Source organism: Cryobacterium sp. MDB1-18-1, from assembly GCF_004402735.1.
Lineage (GTDB): Bacteria > Actinomycetota > Actinomycetes > Actinomycetales > Microbacteriaceae > Cryobacterium > Cryobacterium glucosi.
The window spans coordinates 121,135-138,017 of sequence record NZ_SOFR01000044.1 but is presented as its reverse complement, the minus strand read 5'-3'; the positions used below and the strand labels follow the sequence as shown (position 1 = coordinate 138,017).

17 protein-coding genes are annotated in these 16,883 nt (G+C 69.5%); 8 read left to right on the top strand and 9 right to left on the bottom strand.

All coding sequences use genetic code 11. The features are described 5' to 3' along the window. Positions 1-53: 53 nt before the first annotated feature. Complete coding sequence (locus E3O50_RS10220) at positions 54-839, top strand: glucosamine-6-phosphate deaminase (protein WP_134559004.1); 786 nt, start codon at positions 54-56, stop codon at positions 837-839. A gap of 4 nt (positions 840-843) precedes the next feature. Beyond that, positions 844-1,980 (top strand): N-acetylglucosamine-6-phosphate deacetylase, encoded by a 1,137-nt coding sequence (gene nagA / locus E3O50_RS10215; protein WP_241975332.1) that lies wholly within the window; start codon positions 844-846, stop codon positions 1,978-1,980. Positions 1,981-1,999: 19 nt separating this feature from the next. Here the strand turns inward: nagA and E3O50_RS10210 are convergent, their stop codons facing one another. The 4 genes from E3O50_RS10210 to E3O50_RS10195 are packed head-to-tail and all read right to left on the bottom strand — an operon-like array spanning position 2,000 to position 3,731. Beyond that, positions 2,000-2,437: a cytoplasmic protein gene (locus E3O50_RS10210; RefSeq protein ID WP_198413389.1), complete on the bottom strand. Its 438-nt coding sequence runs from the start codon at positions 2,435-2,437 to the stop codon at positions 2,000-2,002. A 32-nt stretch (positions 2,438-2,469) separates the two neighbouring features. Next, the gene (locus tag E3O50_RS10205) at positions 2,470-2,889 is read right to left on the bottom strand and encodes a cytoplasmic protein (RefSeq protein WP_198413390.1); all 420 of its coding nucleotides are present in this window, start codon (positions 2,887-2,889) and stop codon (positions 2,470-2,472) included. A gap of 43 nt (positions 2,890-2,932) precedes the next feature. After that, positions 2,933-3,256 carry an MGMT family protein gene (locus tag E3O50_RS10200; protein ID WP_134449972.1) on the bottom strand — a complete coding sequence of 108 codons (324 nt, stop codon included), beginning with the start codon at positions 3,254-3,256 and terminating at the stop codon, positions 2,933-2,935. Positions 3,257-3,278: 22 nt separating this feature from the next. Beyond that, positions 3,279-3,731 (bottom strand): GNAT family N-acetyltransferase, encoded by a 453-nt coding sequence (locus tag E3O50_RS10195; RefSeq protein ID WP_134449973.1) that lies wholly within the window; start codon positions 3,729-3,731, stop codon positions 3,279-3,281. A 153-nt stretch (positions 3,732-3,884) separates the two neighbouring features. Between E3O50_RS10195 and E3O50_RS10190 the strand changes: the two genes are divergently transcribed. Further along, on the top strand, positions 3,885-5,099 hold the full coding sequence (locus tag E3O50_RS10190; protein WP_134449974.1) for an NADP-dependent isocitrate dehydrogenase: 1,215 nt from the start codon (positions 3,885-3,887) through the stop codon (positions 5,097-5,099). Here the strand turns inward: E3O50_RS10190 and E3O50_RS10185 are convergent. Next, positions 5,096-5,935, bottom strand: a complete 840-nt coding sequence (locus E3O50_RS10185) for a putative protein N(5)-glutamine methyltransferase (protein WP_134559002.1) — start codon at positions 5,933-5,935, stop codon at positions 5,096-5,098. The genes E3O50_RS10190 and E3O50_RS10185 overlap by 4 nt on opposite strands. Positions 5,936-6,050: 115 nt before the next feature. Here E3O50_RS10185 and E3O50_RS10180 point away from each other — a divergent pair, with 115 nt between their 5' ends. From E3O50_RS10180 to E3O50_RS10165, 4 genes are all read left to right on the top strand, one after another. Further along, entirely contained in the window at positions 6,051-6,641 is a 591-nt protein-coding gene (locus E3O50_RS10180) for a hypothetical protein (protein WP_134449976.1), read from the top strand. Positions 6,642-6,788: 147 nt separating this feature from the next. Continuing rightward, a complete protein-coding gene (locus tag E3O50_RS10175) occupies positions 6,789-8,711 on the top strand; it encodes an FAD-dependent oxidoreductase (protein WP_134559000.1) in 1,923 nt (640 codons plus the stop codon). 113 nt (positions 8,712-8,824) lie between these two features. Next, positions 8,825-10,726 (top strand): heavy metal translocating P-type ATPase, encoded by a 1,902-nt coding sequence (locus tag E3O50_RS10170; protein ID WP_134449978.1) that lies wholly within the window; start codon positions 8,825-8,827, stop codon positions 10,724-10,726. A 53-nt stretch (positions 10,727-10,779) separates the two neighbouring features. After that, positions 10,780-12,006, top strand: coding sequence for an MFS transporter (locus tag E3O50_RS10165; protein ID WP_134449979.1), 1,227 nt, complete (start codon positions 10,780-10,782; stop codon positions 12,004-12,006). Between the two features lie 14 nt (positions 12,007-12,020). On the opposite strand, the gene E3O50_RS10160 is transcribed toward E3O50_RS10165, so the two are convergent. Both E3O50_RS10160 and purU read right to left on the bottom strand, forming a co-directional pair. Further along, a complete protein-coding gene (locus E3O50_RS10160) occupies positions 12,021-12,377 on the bottom strand; it encodes a YrdB family protein (protein ID WP_134449980.1) in 357 nt (118 codons plus the stop codon). Positions 12,378-12,472: 95 nt separating this feature from the next. After that, positions 12,473-13,345: a formyltetrahydrofolate deformylase gene (purU, locus tag E3O50_RS10155; RefSeq protein WP_134558998.1), complete on the bottom strand. Its 873-nt coding sequence runs from the start codon at positions 13,343-13,345 to the stop codon at positions 12,473-12,475. 156 nt (positions 13,346-13,501) lie between these two features. Between purU and E3O50_RS10150 the strand changes: the two genes are divergently transcribed. Beyond that, on the top strand, positions 13,502-14,926 hold the full coding sequence (locus E3O50_RS10150) for an MFS transporter (protein ID WP_134558996.1): 1,425 nt from the start codon (positions 13,502-13,504) through the stop codon (positions 14,924-14,926). Here the strand turns inward: E3O50_RS10150 and E3O50_RS10145 are convergent. Further along, the gene (locus E3O50_RS10145) at positions 14,834-15,379 is read right to left on the bottom strand and encodes a hypothetical protein (protein WP_134558994.1); all 546 of its coding nucleotides are present in this window, start codon (positions 15,377-15,379) and stop codon (positions 14,834-14,836) included. The genes E3O50_RS10150 and E3O50_RS10145 overlap by 93 nt on opposite strands. Beyond that, a complete protein-coding gene (locus tag E3O50_RS10140) occupies positions 15,379-16,809 on the bottom strand; it encodes a glycosyltransferase family 2 protein (RefSeq protein WP_134558992.1) in 1,431 nt (476 codons plus the stop codon). The genes E3O50_RS10145 and E3O50_RS10140 overlap by 1 nt, the downstream gene beginning before the upstream one ends. Positions 16,810-16,883: the final 74 nt, after the last annotated feature.

Below are 16,883 nucleotides of genomic sequence, written 5' to 3'. Positions count from 1 at the left end.
CGTGACCCCGGCAGCACCACCACGCACCATCATTGTGAAACTGGAGCAGAACATTGGCTGAAGTAATCGTCCTCGACACCGAGACCGCAGCGGGAACGCTTGCTGCGGCATCCATCCGTGCCCTGATCATGCGCAAGCCGGATGCCGTCCTCGGCCTGGCCACCGGGTCCACGCCGCTCTCCGTGTACGCGGCGCTCGCAGCCTCCCTCGCGAAGGAACCCCTCGACATGTCCCGCGTGCGCGGCTTCGCCCTCGACGAATACGTCGGGCTGCCCGCAGGGCACCCGGAGAGCTACCGCGCCGTCATCACCCGCGACGTCGTCGTGCCCCTCGGTCTCGACCCCGCGAACATCCGCACCCCGAACGGCGACGTGGCCACCCTCGAGACCGCGGGACTCGACTACGAGGCCGCCATCGTCGCGGCCGGCGGCGTCGACGTGCAGATCCTCGGTATCGGGCAGACCGGTCACGTCGGCTTCAACGAGCCCGGCTCCTCCTTCGCGTCCGTCACCCGGATCAAGACCCTGACCGAGAAGACCCGGATCGACAACGCGCGCTTCTTCGCCTCTCCCGATGACGTGCCGATCCACTGCATGACCCAGGGCCTCGGCACGATTCGCCGCGCCAGGCACCTCATCCTGCTCGCGTTCGGCGAAGAGAAAGCGGATGCGATCGCGTCCGCCGTCGAGGGACCGGTCTCATCGAGCAAGCCCGGTTCGGTCATCCAGCTTCACCCGCACGTGACCGTCCTCGTCGACGAGGCCGCGGCATCCCGCCTCGCCAACCGGGACTACTACGCATACGCATACGCCCACAAGTACGCCTGGCAGGGAATCTAACCCCGTGGCCGACTCGATTCTGCTCAGCGCCGGCACGGTCGTCGCCGCGGACGCCGTGCACACCCCGGGCTGGGTCGAGGTCAGGGCCGGACGGATCATCGCCGTCGGCGCCGGCCTCCCGCCGCGCGTCGCCGATGCCCACTACCCGGACGGGATCCTCGCCCCCGGCTTCGTCGACGTGCACAATCACGGCGGCGGCGGATTCAGCTTCAACGATGCCGACACGGAGATCGCGGCGGCCGGGATCGCGGCGACCCACCGGGAACACGGCACGACCACGCTGATGGCGAGCCTCGTCACGGCACCGCTCGATGAGATGGAACGCCTCGTGGCCGGCCTCGCCGACCTCGTCGATTCCGGCCTGCTCGCAGGAATCCACCTCGAAGGACCCTGGCTGAGCCCGATCCATCGGGGCGCCCACACGGCGGAGCTGCTCCGGGTGCCCGACAGGGACAGCATCGACCGCCTCATGCGCGCCGGCCACGGCACGGTGCGCATGGTCACGATCGCCCCTGAGCTCCCTGGCGGGCTCGACGCCGTCCGGCGGATCGTCGGATACGGCGCGGTCGCCGCGATCGGCCACACCGACGCCAATGACGCCATGACCAGGCAGGCGATCCAGGCGGGGGCCACGGCGGGCACGCATCTCTTCAACGCGATGCGTCCCCTGCACCATCGGGAACCCGGGCCGTCCCTCGCGCTGCTCGAGAACCCCGCCGTGTTCGCCGAACTGATCGCAGACGGGGTGCACCTGCATCCCGCGGTCGTCCGCTTCATCACGCAGAGCCCGTCGCGACCGGTGTTCGTGACCGACGCGATGGCCGCGGCCGGTGCGGACGAGGGCGAATACACCCTCGGCGGCCTCCCCGTCAGCGTGCTCGACGGTGAAGCGCGCCTCGCGGACGGGACGATCGCCGGCAGTGTCCTCACCCTGAGCGAGGCCGTCCGGTTCGCCGTGCACACGGCAGGGGTCGACCTCGCCACGGCGGTGCGAGCGGCCACGCAGAACCCGGCCGACATGATCGGCCTCACCGACTGCGGCCGCCTCGCCGCGGGGCAGCCGGCCGACCTGATCGTCCTCGATGCCGGGCTCTACGTCACCGCGACCATGCGGTCAGGCGACTGGTGCCTGCCGGCCTGAGCCGGCAGGGGAGACCGGCCTAGGCGAAGCCCCAGGCCTTCTCTTCGTCGCTCGAGGCGTCCGACAACGGGATGCCGATCAGCGGGCGCGGCGCCGGCCCGAGCGGGTGCAGGCTGGGATCGGGGGCGCGCACGGCCTGTTCCTTGAGCTCGACGAAGATCGCGTGGGTCGGCGTGGTGCCGATGTTCACGCCGGCGTGTTCCTGGGCAGGGAGCCAGGCGGTCTCGCCGGCCGGGAGTTCGACATCGACCTCCCTGCCTTCGAAGGAGAGCCTCCGGGAGTATGCGCTCAGCGTGATCATCACGCTGTCTGGGTGCTCGTGCGGGTTGGTGGTGTCGCCGGGGGCATCAAGGAATTCGAGCACGCGAACGCGGTCGTTTTCGAGCAATACCCGGTAGACGCCGGGATCCGTCACGAGCGGATCGAGGGACTGTGTGGCGTTCTGTTCACTGGACATGCCGCACGCTAACACCGTTTGCCTGCGGCGCGCTAGGAGAAGCCCCAGACGTTCGCCTCATCGTCGGTGTCCGGCGTCGACGGTGCGGCGGACTGCGGCCCGAGCGGCCGCTCGTCCGTGCGCCCTCGGGGATGCCGCGAAGGCTCCTTGAGTTCGATGAAGATCGAGTGCGTGTCGGTATGGCCGGTGTTCGCACCGGTGTGTTCCTGGGCGGGAAGCCATCGTGCGACCCCGGCGGGAAGCTCGACGTCGACGGCGCGGCCGTCCGACGAGATCCGCCGGCTGAATTCGCTCAGGGTGACCATGACACTGTCCGGATGCCGGTGCGGCGCGGTCGCGGCACCGGGCGTGTCCCGGTATTCGAGGACGCGTACCCGCTCATTCTCGAGGATCACCCGGTAGAGGCCGGGATTGGTGACGACGGGGTCCTGAAAGCCTTCTGCACTGTCCATGCGGGCACCGTACCCGGTGCCGGCGGTGCCCGCGAGGGGCAGGTCAGGTCGGTGACCAGCGCGCAGCCCGGTAATCGACCCGGTAGCCGGACTCCGCGGTGCCCAGGAGGACGAGCGGGGTGCCTTCTTCGCGGTAGTGCGGCAGCGCCCTGGCCTCGTGCGCGACCGGCGGGTGGCCGCCGGCCCGGACCACCCGCCACCAGGGGACATCCGCCCCATAGTGCGCCATGATCTGGCCGACGACACGGGCGCCGCGAGAGCCGAGCACCGCCGCGACGTCGCCGTAGGTCATCACCCGCCCGGCGGGAATCGAGTCGACGATGCCGAGGACATGCGTGACGAAGTCGCTGTCGGGGGCGAGGCGCATGGCCGGCGGAACCGTCTGGCCGCTACAGCTTGAGCGAACCGATCATCTCGCCGTATGCCGTCTCGCCGATGTCGACGAAGCCGATCCGGTGGAAGAACGACTCCGGTCCTTCTTCGCCGGGTTCCCAGATCACGGTGATGTGGTCGAAGCCCCGCTTCCTGGCCTCCTGGGCGAGTGACTCCGCTGCGAATTTGCCGACGCCCTTGCCCTGGGCGCTCGCGTCGACGTTGATCCTCCAGATGCAGGCCCGGAATTCCTCGTGCTCCGAATCGGGGTCGAAGTTGCCGTGGATGAACCCGGCCACCTCGCCGTCGAGCAACACGACGCGCTGCCACGCGGTCGCGGGATTGATCACGGAAGCCGCCACCGCATAGGAGACGGGAGCGATGTACAGCTCCTGGCCCGGTTTGAGACTGAGGCTATTGGCCGCAACAATGTTGCGTGCGGACAGTTCTTCCAGACGTAGTTCACCCATGGCAACAGGCTAACCTGCGGCCGACCGGCGTGGTAGTCGGGTTTTGTGCGCCGGGCAGGACCGGACCGAAAACTGTCTCGATGTCGAGACAGTTGCGGGGGCCTTGTAGAATTGGCTCGGCCACGTGGCCGGTACCATTCTGAGGAGAATTCATTGGCGAAGATCAAGGTTGAAGGCACCGTCGTCGAGCTCGACGGGGACGAGATGACGCGCATCATCTGGCAGGCCATCAAGGACACGCTCATCCACCCGTACCTCGACATCGACCTCGAGTACTACGACCTGTCGATCCAGAAACGCGATGAGACCGACGACCAGATCACGATCGACGCTGCCCACGCCATCCAGAAGCACGGCGTCGGCGTGAAGTGCGCGACCATCACCCCGGACGAGGCCAGGGTCGAGGAATTCGGCCTCAAGAAGATGTGGGCGTCTCCCAACGGCACGATCCGCAACATCCTCGGCGGCACGATCTTCCGTGAGCCGATCATCATTTCCAACATCCCGCGCCTGGTGCCCGGCTGGAACAAGCCGATCATCATCGGCCGCCACGCCTTCGGCGACCAGTACCGCGCCACGAACTTCCGCTTCGAGGGGGAGGGCACGCTCAGCATGACCTTCACGCCGAAGGACGGCTCGGAGGCGCAGACCTTCGAGGTCTTCCAGTCCCCGGGCAGCGGTGTCGCGATGGGCATGTACAACCTCGACAGCTCGATCCGTGACTTCGCCCGTGCCTCGCTCAACTACGGCCTCGTGCGGAACTACCCGGTCTACCTGTCGACCAAGAACACCATCCTCAAGGCATACGACGGCCGGTTCAAGGACATCTTCCAGGAGATCTTCGACACCGAGTTCAAGGCCCGCTATGAGGCTGCCGGCCTCACCTACGAGCACCGCCTGATCGACGACATGGTCGCATCCGCCATGAAGTGGGAAGGCGGCTACGTCTGGGCCTGCAAGAACTACGACGGCGACGTGCAGTCGGACACCGTCGCGCAGGGCTTCGGCTCGCTCGGCCTGATGACGAGCGTGCTCTCCACTCCCGACGGCAAGGTCGTTGAGGCAGAGGCAGCGCACGGCACCGTGACCCGCCACTACCGCCAGCACCAGCAGGGCAAGCCCACCTCGACGAACCCGATCGCCTCGATCTATGCCTGGACCCGCGGCCTCTCGCACCGGGCCAAGCTCGACGGCAACCCGGCGCTCGCCGAGTTCGCCGAGACCCTCGAGGACGTCGTCATCAAGACCGTCGAAAGCGGCCAGATGACCAAGGACCTCGCATTGCTGGTCGGCCCGGAGCAGGGCTACCAGACGACCGAGGAATTCCTCGCCGCCATCGCGACGAACCTGCAGACGCGCCTGGCCTAACCGGCCCCGCTCGTCCGGGAGAGGCCCTCGACCCCTGGGGTCGGGGGCCTCACCCGTGTGCCGATCACAACGGTCCCGTCGACGTCGTCGTGGTGCGCGGTACGGGGGAGCAGGCCGTTCCTGGCGAACAACGCGCTCGTCACCGGCGCCTGGCGCGCACTCGTCTCGATCAGGAGATGGCCGCCGGGGGCGAGCCAGCCTGCCGCCGCCGCCGCGACCCTTCGCTGCACGTCGAGCCCGTCAGAACCGCCGTCGAGCGCCAGCCGGTGCTCGTGCACCCGGGCCTCCGGCGGCATCCGCTCGATGGAGCCGGTCGGCACGTATGGCGCGTTGACGAGCAGGAGCACGATCCGACCGCGCAGGGCCAGGGGCAGGGGGGCGAAAAGATCGCCCTCGACCACGGTTCGGCCAGGGAGGTTGACGCGGGCGCAGCGGACTGCGACCGGGTCGAGGTCCGCCGCCAGGAGGTCGAGCCCCAGCCCCGGCAGGGCCGAGAGCAGGGCGGCACCGACCGCTCCCGTGCCGCAGCAGAGGTCGACGACGATCGCACCGGGACCGGCGAGCCCTGCGGCCTCGCGCACAAGCGCCTCCGTGCGTCGCCGCGGCACGAAGACCCCGGGTTCGACGTGCACCCGCAGCCCGCAGAACAGCGCCCAGCCGAGGACGTACTCGAGCGGCTCCCCGCCCACCCTGCGCTCGAGCAGGTCCTCGAGCTCGTCCGCCGACCGGGCCTCGCCAACGAGGAGCTCCGCTTCCTCCTCGGCGAAGACGCATCCCGCCGCGCGGAGGCGTTCGACGACGCCGGGGAAGGACGCGGCGGGATCGACAGGGGACATCGGAACCTTTCGGGTATTGCGCGCGGCATACGCACGGGAGTCGAATGCCCATAAAATCAGTGCAGGAGACATAGTTTCTCACCTGGACGAGAAAGCGACGCGGCATGGCACCTGAATGGCATTCGGTGTCCCGCACGCGACCCTCGCGTCGGATGCGGCGCCGCGGATGAACGCCATGGAACGGATCATCGACGAGGGCCTCCTCATCGCCCTCTCCGCGGTGCGGATGGCCGTGAAGAACCACATCATCGTCGGGGCTCTCCGCGAGCACGACAACTTCGACGAATCGTCCTACCAGACGGTCGCGCGCGATGAACTGCTCCTTCTTGCGGCGCAGAACGAAGAGGATGCCGCCCGCGTCGCGCAGGAAAGACGGGAACTCGCGTCCCGGCGCTGGTCGCAGGGCTTCACCGAGGATGAGCGGCTCGACATTGGCAGGCTCGGCCGCCGTCGTCGCGCCCACAAGGGTCTCGCCCTCATCCTGCACGCGGTCGCGGACGACGACAAGAAACTGGCCGCGATCGTCGAGGACGCGCAACACGACGCGAGTTATGAGATCCGGAAGGCCCTCGCCGCACGCCTGATCCGCCAGACGATCGACGGCCACGCCCCTGGCTACGCGCGGATGCGTGAGGAGCGGATCAAATACCTGCTCGCGATCGACTTCGCGATGCTTCGGGACCGGACATCCGGAACGAATCCATAGCGATTCTTCGGTTTTCACTCTGGCGGCTCACCTAGGATTGAAACAATTCAGGTCGTTGCTCTTGCTCCATTTTTCCCGCCCGATTTCCCGCCCGGGATGCGCCCCAGGTCGACGACGACCATCGGTCATCGCACGGGAAAGAACACCATGACAGGCTTCGCACACGTCCTCAAACCGGGTCGCATCGGTACCCTCGAACTCCCGAACCGGGTGATCATGGCGCCGATGGGCACCGAGATGGGCACCCCGGAGGGGCTCTTCACCGCTCAAGAGATCGCGTATTACACCGAACGCGCCCGCGGGGGCACTGGCCTCGTGATGACCGGCATCAGCGCCGTCTCCGAGGACTACGAGACGCTCAACGCCGGACTCTGCTGCGTGCACACCGATGCCGCGCTTCCGGGCCTCACCGCCCTCGCCGAATCGATCCACGCCGTCCGCGGGCTGGTCTCCCTGCAGCTCACCGCGGGCCTCGGGCGCAACATCAACGTGATCGACCCGGACCGGCTGCCGATCTCCGCCTCCGACAACCCGCACTATGCAGACCCGAGCGTGCTCTGCCGGCCGCTCGAGATCGACGAGATCCACCTGCTCGTCCGCCGCTTCGGCGAAGCCGCAGCCCGCGCCGCCGCCGCGGGGATGGATGCGATCGACATCCACGGCCACACGGGCTACCTGATCGACCAGTTCATGAGCGCCTGCTGGAACCGCCGCACGGATGTCTACGGCGGCAGTGTCGAGAACCGCTGCCGGTTCGCGACCGAGATCATCGCCGCCGTCAAGGCCAACGCGCCCGGCCTGCCCGTCAGCTTCCGCCTCTCTGTCAACCACCGTTTCGCCGGGGGCCGCACGACGGCGGAGGGCCAGGCCATCGCCGTCGTACTCGCCGCGGCAGGGCTCGACCTCATCATCGCCGACGACGGGTCATACGAAGCCATGGACTACGTCTTCCCGCCGTACTACCTCGGCGACGCGTGCATGGTCCCGGCGGCCCGCGCACTCAAGGACGTCGTGTCCATCCCCGTGATGGCCGTCGGCAACCTCACCCCGGAGAACGCGGAGGCCGCCCTCGCCGCGGGCGACGCCGACTTCGCCGGCATCGGGCGCGGACTGATCGCGGATCCGGAGTGGGCGGGCAAGCTCACCGCGGGCGATCGCGCGGACATCCGACCGTGCATCCGCTGCAACTCGATGTGCGTCGGCAACGCCTTCTTCGCCCTGCCGCTCGGCTGCGCCGTGAACCCCCAGGTCGGCTTCGAGCGCGAACGCCGCGTCGAGAAGGCCGACGTCCTCAAGCACGTCGTCGTGATCGGCGGCGGCCCCGGCGGACTCGAATCCGCACGGGTCGCCGCGCTCCGCGGCCACTCCGTCGACCTCTACGAGGCAGGGCCCCAGCTCGGCGGCGTGCTGCTGCCCGCGGCGACCCCGGAGTTCAAGAAGGAACTGCGTGCGATGATCGGCTGGTGGGAACGCCAGTTCACCCACCTCCCCGTGACCGTGCACCTCGACACGACCATCGACGCGGACTCCCTCGCGACGTTCGAGGCCGACGAGATCATCGTCGCGACCGGTTCTCTTCCGCTCCTGCCGTCCATCCCCGGCCTCGACGGTGCGAACGTGATCGACGTGCTCGACTTCCACCGCGGCGTCCCCGTCGGCCATAGTGTCGTCATCGCGGGTGGCGGCCTCTCGGGCTGCGACGCCGCCCTCGAACTCGCCGGACAGGGCTGCAACGTCACGATCGTCGAACTCGCCGACGAGCTCGCCCGCGACATGATCGTGATCAACCGGATCACCCTGCTGCGCGAACTCGGGGAGAAGGGCGTCCGGATCCTCACCGGGCACACCGTCACCTCCGTCGACGCCGACGGCCTCACCGCGACCGGCCCGGACGGCGCCGTACACGTCACCGCGTCCACGGTGATCGCGGCCTTCGGGGTGCGTCCGAACACGGCGCTCACGCTCGCGCTCGAAGGGCGAGCCAACGTGCATCCGCTCGGCGACTGTGTGCACCCGGCCAAGGTCGGCGAGGCCATCAACGCGGCCTTCCTGACCGCGCTCGTGCTCTGAGACGAACGCCCTCGAGACGGATGCCCGGCGCGCGTCGCCGGCCGGGCATCCGCCCCGGACAGGCGAGCCTCACCTTGCTGGCGGTGGGCGGGGGACGGGACGAGACTTGAAGCATGTCCCGTCTGTTCGCCGCCGTACGGCGGTATCCGCTTGTCGCCGCGACCATCGTGCTCGGGGTGGTCGGAATCGGGCTGGCCCTCGCCGGCTTCGCCGACAGCCTGGCCTGGCTGTTCGGCGGCTTCGGCCTGTTCGTCGCCGCGATCTCGGCCGTGGGCATGGTCAAGCAGCTGCGCCACGGCAGTTTCGGCGTCGACCTGCTCGCGATCACCGCCATCGTCGCAACGGTGCTCGTCGGCGAGTACGTCGCGACCATCCTGATCGTGCTGATGCTCACCGGGGGCGCCGCCCTCGAAGACTTCGCCGTGAACCGTGCCAAGCGCGAACTCAACGCCCTGCTCAACCGGGCGCCGCAGATCGCGCACCGCCTGAGATCCGCAGGCGACCTGGCCGACGTCGAGGATCTGCCAGCCACTGCTGTGCAGCCGGGTGACCTCCTGCTCGTGCGCCCGGCCGAGATCGTTCCCGTCGACGGTGTGCTCGAGTCCGCCAGCGCGGCCTTCGACGAGTCCTCGCTGACCGGGGAGAGCCTCCCCGTCGAACGCAACAAGGGCGAGGGCATCCTCTCGGGGTCGATCAACGGCCAGGCCGCCGCCACCATCCGCGCAACCGCGACCGCGGCGAACAGCCAGTACCAGCAGATCGTGGCCCTCGTCGAGGAGGCCTCCGCGAGCAAGGCACCCGTCGTCCGGCTCGCCGACCGGTACGCGGTGCCGTTCACCGCGGTCGCCCTGTCCCTGGCTGCGCTCGCCTGGATCCTGACCGGTGAGCCGGTCCGCTTCGCCGAGGTGCTCGTCGTCGCCACCCCGTGCCCGCTGCTGATCTCTGCTCCGATCGCGTTCATGGGAGGCATGAGCCGCGCGGCGCGCAACGGAATCATCGTCAAGGGCGGCGGGGTGCTCGAAGCGCTGTCCCGCGCCAGGACCATCGTCTTCGACAAGACCGGAACCCTGACCCACGGCACCCCCGCCATCGCCCGGGTGCTGCCCGCCGCCGGCTTCGACGCCGACGAGGTGCTGGCGCTCGCCGCGTCCGCCGAACAGTACTCGTCCCACGTGCTCGCGGCATCCGTGATCGCGGAGGCGCGCAGCCGCGGCCTCGAGCTCCTCGCGACCGCGACGGCGAGCGAGGTGCCGGCACACGGCGTCGTCGCCAGGCTCGACGGCCGCGAGGTGACCGTGGGCAAGCTCTCCTTCGTGGCGGAGACCGCGCCGGCGGCCGTCGCCGCCCCGCTCGACGGCGGGGAACTCGCCATCTACGTCGCCGTGGACGGGAGCTTCGCCGGCAGCATCGTCGCGAGCGACCAGCTGCGCGGCAATGCCCGCCAGACGATCGACGCCCTCGGGGAGCTCGGAATCCGCAACACGGTCATGCTCACCGGGGACGCCCGGCCGACGGCCGAGCACATCGCCGCGCTCGTGGGAATCACGAACGTCCAGGCCGACTGCCTGCCTGTCGACAAGGTCGAGGGCGTGCGAGCGATCACGGAGCGTCCGGTGATCATGGTCGGCGACGGTGTCAATGACGCTCCTGTGCTCGCTGTGGCGGATGTCGGCATCGCGATGGGCGCGCGCGGCGCGACCGCGGCGAGCGAGTCAGCAGACGTCGTCATCCTGATCGACGACCTCTCGCGCACGGCCAGGGCGGTCGCGATCGGGCAGGACACGATCCGGATCGCGTTGCAGAGCATCTGGATCGGTATTGCGCTGAGCCTGGTCCTGATGGTCTTCGCCGCGTTCGGGCTGATCCCGGCGACGATCGGGGCGCTCCTGCAGGAGCTCGTCGACCTCGCGACGATCCTCAACGCGCTCCGTGCGATCGGCGGGCGGCGGGATGCCGCGCTCGCTGCCGGGAGCGTACCGGTGCACCGCGAACCGGCGACGGCGCTCGCGCGCTGAGCCGCGGCATCCGCCCGCGCGGCGACACCGCCGCGACGGCCTAGCCTGAGTAGATGCGCCTCTTCCGCCCCCGCACGCCGCCCACAGGGGTGGATGGGCAGCCGCGACTCTCCCGGGACGTGCTCGTCCTCGGCGTGATCGCCTTCTTCGTCATGGTCGGTTTCGGCGTCGTCGTCCCGGTGCTCCCGGTCTACGTGCGCAGCTTCGGCGTCGGCAACCTCGAGATCGGCGCGGTCGTCTCCGCGTTCGCGCTGATGCGGTTCGTCGCGAGCCCGTTCTGCGGGCGCCTGATCGACTGGGCGGGGGAGCGGACCATCCTCGCGGCGGGCATCGGCATCGTCGCACTCTCGAGCGGGCTCGCGGGCATCGCCCAGAACTACCCGCAGTTGCTCCTGTTGCGCGGGGCAGGCGGCATCGGCTCCGCGATGTTCACCGTCTCGGCGATGACGCTCCTGCTCGGCTCGACTGCTCCGGGCATCCGCGGCCGCGCCATCGGCTTCTATCAGGGCGGGTTCCTGCTCGGCGGCATGGCCGGCCCCGCCCTCGGCGGCCTGCTCGCGACGATCTCGCTCACGGCGCCCTTCTTCTTCTACGCCGGCACGCTCGCGATCGCCGGTGTGCTCGGGCTGCTGCTGCTGAGCCCCGGCTATCGCAACGCGACGGCGGATGCGTCCGGAGCGTCGGCGCCCAGGGTCCCGTTCCGCGCTGTGCTCGCCGACCCCCGGTTCCGGGCCGCGTGCTTGGCCAACTTCGCGCAGGGCTGGACCTCGTTCGGCGTGCGCAACGCGCTGATCCCCGTTCTCGTCGTCGAGGTACTGCGCGGCCCGAGCTCCTGGACCGGTGTTGCCTTCGCTGTCGCGGCGGTCGCCCAGACCCTCGCACTCGCGCCCGCGGCCCGCTTCGTCGACACCGTCGGACGCCGCCCGGCGATCATCGGAGCCTGCCTGCTCGCCGCCGTGACCATCTTCGCGGTGCCGTTCGCGCCGAACATCGTGGTCCTCACGGTGCTGCTCTGCGTCTACGGGGTCGCGTCGGCGTTCCTCGGTACGGCTCCCGCCGCCGCGGTCGGCGACGCAGCGGGGGCCGGTGGCGGACGCCCGGTCGCGGTCTTCTCGATGTTCTCGGACTTCGGCGCGATCATCGGCCCGCTCGCGGCGGGCCTGCTCGCCGATTCCGTCTCGTACCCGGTCGCGTTCGGTGTCGGTGCGCTGTTCTTCCTCGCGACGAGCGCCCTCGCCCTGCGGATGCCGCGCGAGACTCGGGCGGTCCGTCCCGCCTGACCCGGGCGAGCGAGCTAGCGCAGTTCTGCGCGACCGGAGAGGACGCCGCTGACCGTCGCGACGACCGCGAAGACGCCGCCGATGACCGGCAGGCCCATGTCCCACCACGCGATCGCGGCAGCGCCGAACACGGCGATCTCGATGATCGCCTTGCCGAACGGGTCGAGCCGGAAGACGGCCTTCGGCGACCGGAACAGCGCCCAGAGGATGATCGCGAACGCGGGGGCGACGATGCCGACGAGCAGCGCGGGCCACGGGAACGGCCAGGTCGTGAAGCCCCAGACCGCGAGGGTGACGAACGCGAACAGTTCGAGAAGGAACCGCAGAACGTCGTTGAACCCGATCTTCGGCAGGGCACGGGAGTCAGTCACCCGCCCACTCTACCGTTCCCCGAACATCACCTTTCCGGTCGAGAGCGGCCGGCGGAACGGTCACTCCCGACCGGAAGGGGAACGGATGCCGGCGGCTACTTGAAGATGATCGTCCGGGCCCCGTCGAGCAGCACCCGGTGCTCGGCGAACCAGGTCACCGCCTGAGTGAGGGTGCGGCTCTCCTCGTCCTGGCCGATCGCGACGAGCTCGGCCGGCGTGCGGGAGTGGTCCACCCGGACCACGTTCTGCTCGATGATCGGTCCCTCGTCGAGGTCGCTCGTCACGAAGTGAGCCGTCGCCCCGATCAGCTTGACCCCGCGCGCGTGGGCCTGCTTGTACGGGTTCGCACCCTTGAACCCGGGCAGGAACGAGTGGTGGATGTTGATGGCCCGGCCCTCGAGCACCGCGCACAGTTCAGGGGACAGGATCTGCATGTACCGCGCGAGAACGACGAGCTCGATGTCGTTGTCCTCGATCGCCTCGATCACCCGGGCTTCGAAGGCGGCCTTGCTCGCGGCATCCGTGGTGGGGAGCGATTCGAACGGCACCCCGTAGAAGCCGACGAGGTCGCGCAGGGTGCCGTGGTTGCTCAGCACCAGCGGGATCTCGATCGGCACCTGGCCGCCCCGGTGCCGGAAGAGCAGGTCGTTCACGCAGTTGCCCGCCGTCGAGGCGAGCACGAGGGTGCGGAGCGGGCGGCCGACGACGTCGATCACCGACGTCATCGCGTAGCGCTCGGCGACGGGTGCGAGCGCCGCCGTGAGCTCCTCGCGTGAGGCGGGAGTCTCGATCTGGAGTCGCATGAAGAACCGGCCGGTGTCGGCGCTCGTGAACTGCTGGCTCTCGGTGATGTTGCCGTGAGCCTGCACGATGGCGCCGCTCACGGCGTGGACGATGCCCGGCTGGTCGACGCAGACGAGGGCGATGACCCAGTGGTGGTGTGCGGGCAGCGGAGTGGAACTAGTCATCCGTCTAGGCTATCGGCTGCCGTCAGGCTGTCGGTTAGGCTGGATGTGGCCGGCACAAGCGACAGGCCCCGGGCGCGCACGCTGCGCGCACACGATCCGGCTGGCGCCGGCCCGGCCCCGCGCGGGCTGCAGGCCCAGCCCTCTGTGAGCACACCCATGTCCCTGACTTCGCCGATCGAGCTGCCCCGCTTCGATCCCGCCAACACCGCCACCGCGCACTCCGACCGCCCCCGCACCGGCTCGGTCGCCTCGACGCCTCCTGCCCGCTTCCCGTGGATCGGGCTGCTCGCCCTCTCCGGTGCCGTGTTCCTCTCCGTCACCAGCGAGATGCTGCCGACCGGCCTGCTCCCGGAGATGAGCGGATCGCTCGGAGTGCCGCAGTCGCAGACCGGCCTGCTTGTGAGCTGGTTCGCGTTCACCGTCGTGCTCACGAGCACGCCGCTGGCCCTGCTCACGAAACGGCTGCCCCGGCACGGACTGATCGTCTTCGTGCTCCTGGTCTTCGCGCTCAGCAATGTGCTCACCGCGCTCGCCCCGAGCTACGAACTCGTCGTCGCCACCCGGGTGCTCGGCGGCCTCGCCCACGGCCTGTTCTGGGGCGTCGTCGGGGCGTACTCCGCCCACCTCGTGCCCAAGGAACAGATCGGCCGGGCGATCTCGATCACGATCTCCGGCGGCACCCTCGCCTTCGTCTTCGGCGTTCCGCTCGGGACGGCGGCCGGGCATGCGCTCGGCTGGCGGCTGTCCTTCGTGCTGCTCGCCGTGCTCATGCTCATCGGCGCGGCCCTCGTCTGGCGGTTCCTGCCGAAGGTCGAGCACTACGTCTCCCCGCCGCGCGGCGACCGGGGCGTACCGGCGCAGGCAGCGGATGCCGCGGCATCCGCCCCCGACGCCCCGGACGCGAGCGCTGCGCGGCTCGAGACCACGTCAGCAGCCGTGACCGACCAGGCAGCCGTGACCGACCCGGCCCCGGCAGCCGCCCCGCGCCCCCAGGCGCCCGCGCGCCGGGACCCCACGATCGCTCCCGTCGCCCTGATCTGCGTCATCGCAGCCCTGATCATGATCGGTCACTACTCCTTCTACACGTACATCGCGCCGTTCCTGATCGACGGCCTCGGGGTCGATCCGTCCGCGATCGCCCCGTTCCTGTTCGCCTACGGGATCGCCGGTGCCGTCGGACTGCTCCTGAGCGGCACGGTGTTCGCCGCCCGGCCCCAGCTCGGCCTCGTGCTCGGCCTCGTCGTGAGCGCGGTCAGCGTGTCCGTGCTGAGCATCTGGAGCGGCTTGCTCCCGGTCGCCATCGTCGCGTTCCTGCTCTGGGGCATCGCGTTCGGAGCCCTGCCCGCCCTGCTGCAGACCCGACTGATGCACACGGCGTCCCGTCGTATCCGCGACACCGCGAGCGCCTTCTACACGACCGCGTTCAACACCGGCATCGGCGGCGGCGCCCTCCTCGGAGGGATTCTCCTCGAACGCTCGGGCATCACGTCAGTGCCGTTCGTCTACGTCGGGATCCTCGTCGCCGCGCTCGCGCTCGTGCTGGTGAGCCAGCTGGTGATCCGGCGCCGGTCGGCCGCGTAGCGCGGCATGCGGTGCCACGTGCCTAGCCACGTGCGTAGCCGCGTGCGTAGCCGCGTGCGTCCCGGCGTGCGCCTCCGCGTGCGTCCCGCCGTGCGTCGACGCGAGCGCTCCGCTGTGCGCTCCCGCATGCACTCCTGCGAGCGGATGCGCCGACTCGCGCACCCGGCGCACGGATGCCTCGAGGGTCGTCACGGCGACCGTGGTCGGGGGAGGCGGCGGCCGCACAGGTATTTCCGCCACCGCGTAGATGCTGCGGGCGGCGGCCCGCCGGTTGCTGCCCCTGACCCAGTCGGTGAAATAGATCTTCGGCAGGATCTTGGCGACGGCCAGGACCACGTAGATGACGGTATTGATCCCGACGAAGGCCGAGAAGACGGCGAAGAACTCCGAGGCGAGGATCGTGTCGGGCAGCAGGATGCCTGCGGGCACCTGGCTGAGGACGTGGACCGGCATCAGGCGGCGCTCCCGGTTCCGACCTTCATGCTTGCGTGTTCCCAGGCGGCATGCCTGCCGAGGGTGATGTCGACGATGCCCTTGACGTAGACCACGTTCAGGAACATGTCGAAGCAGAGTTCGGGGAGCACGGTGACCGCGAGCAGGCGGGCCCGCCAGCCGCCCTTCCACACGGTGACCACGCGTTCGGTGACGAAGACGAGGCCCAGGCAGAGCCAGAAGGGGAACCAGATCCAGGTGCTGACCGCGAGCAGGGTCAGCACCATCAGCGACAGGAACGAGGTCAGGGCGATGACGCTGTACCCGATGCCGAGCTGCTGCGCCCAGTAGCGGAGGGTCGCCGGGGTCAGGCCGTAGGTGCCGATGTTCTCGAGGGCGCCGCGTTGCCACCGCAGGCGCTGCTGCCAGAGCGCGGGGAGCGTCGGCATCAGCTCCGTCACCACGGTGCACTGGGTGGGGGAGGTGATCAGTCCGCCGAGGGACTTCAACGCGAGGGTCAGCTCGTTGTCCTCGGTGAGGGCGTAGGTGTCGTAGACGTCGCCGGGCACCCCGGGAATGGTGACACCGCGGTTCTCGGCCACGGACCGCAGCGCGAGGGGCCGGAACAACGACGCCGTCCCGGTCAGGACGAAGACACGGCCGCGCCGCCTGGCGAGTTCCCGCGAGTAGCGCACGTACTCGTTGCGCTGCAGGAGTCCGAGCAGGCCGAACCCCGGCTCCCCGTAGAAGAGGCCCCCGATCGCCATCAGGGCGCGATCGCTCGTGAACCGGGCGACGGCCTCGGCGAGGAAGCCGTCATCGAGCGCGGTGTCCGCGTCCATGATCATGACGACGTCATTGTCGAGCTGTCCGGGCAGGACCCGTTTGAGTGCCTGGTTCAGGGCACCCGCCTTCTTCTGGGTGTTGCCCACGGATTCGACGACCTCGACGCCGTGTTCTCGGGCGATGCTGACAGTGTCGTCGGTGCAGTTGTCCGCGACGACGATGACGCGCTCCGGCGGATGCGACTGGGTGAGAAGAGAGGCCAGGGTCACGGGGAGCGACAGGGCCTCGTTGTGAGCCGGGATCAGCACGGTCACCGTCACAGGTCCGGCGAAGACTCCTCCCTGCGGGGCCATCACGATCTTCGGTGCGAGCGGGGTCAGGTGCGCGTTGGAGGACCGTCGGGAGCGGTTCGTCGCGCGGCGTTCGAGCAGGGCGATGCCGGCGGCGAAGAGCACGGAGAGGGCGATGGCGCCGAGGATCGCCCGGGGGCCCGGCGCGCTCGGGTCGTACGACACCGGGAGCACGCCGAAGAGCACGATCTGGGAGGGGGCCGCACCGGGGGCGTGCTCGCCAGAGGCGACCAGGAACCAGAGCACGGCCGCCGCGCCCGTGGCGAGTCCCGCGATCACGAGGCCGACCGTCCGGCCCAGTTTTTGTGCCCCCATATAACAAATCGTATCCGTCCGCGCGTCAGATCATGCACACTCTCGCGCGGTGCAGCAGGGGCCCACCGGGATAC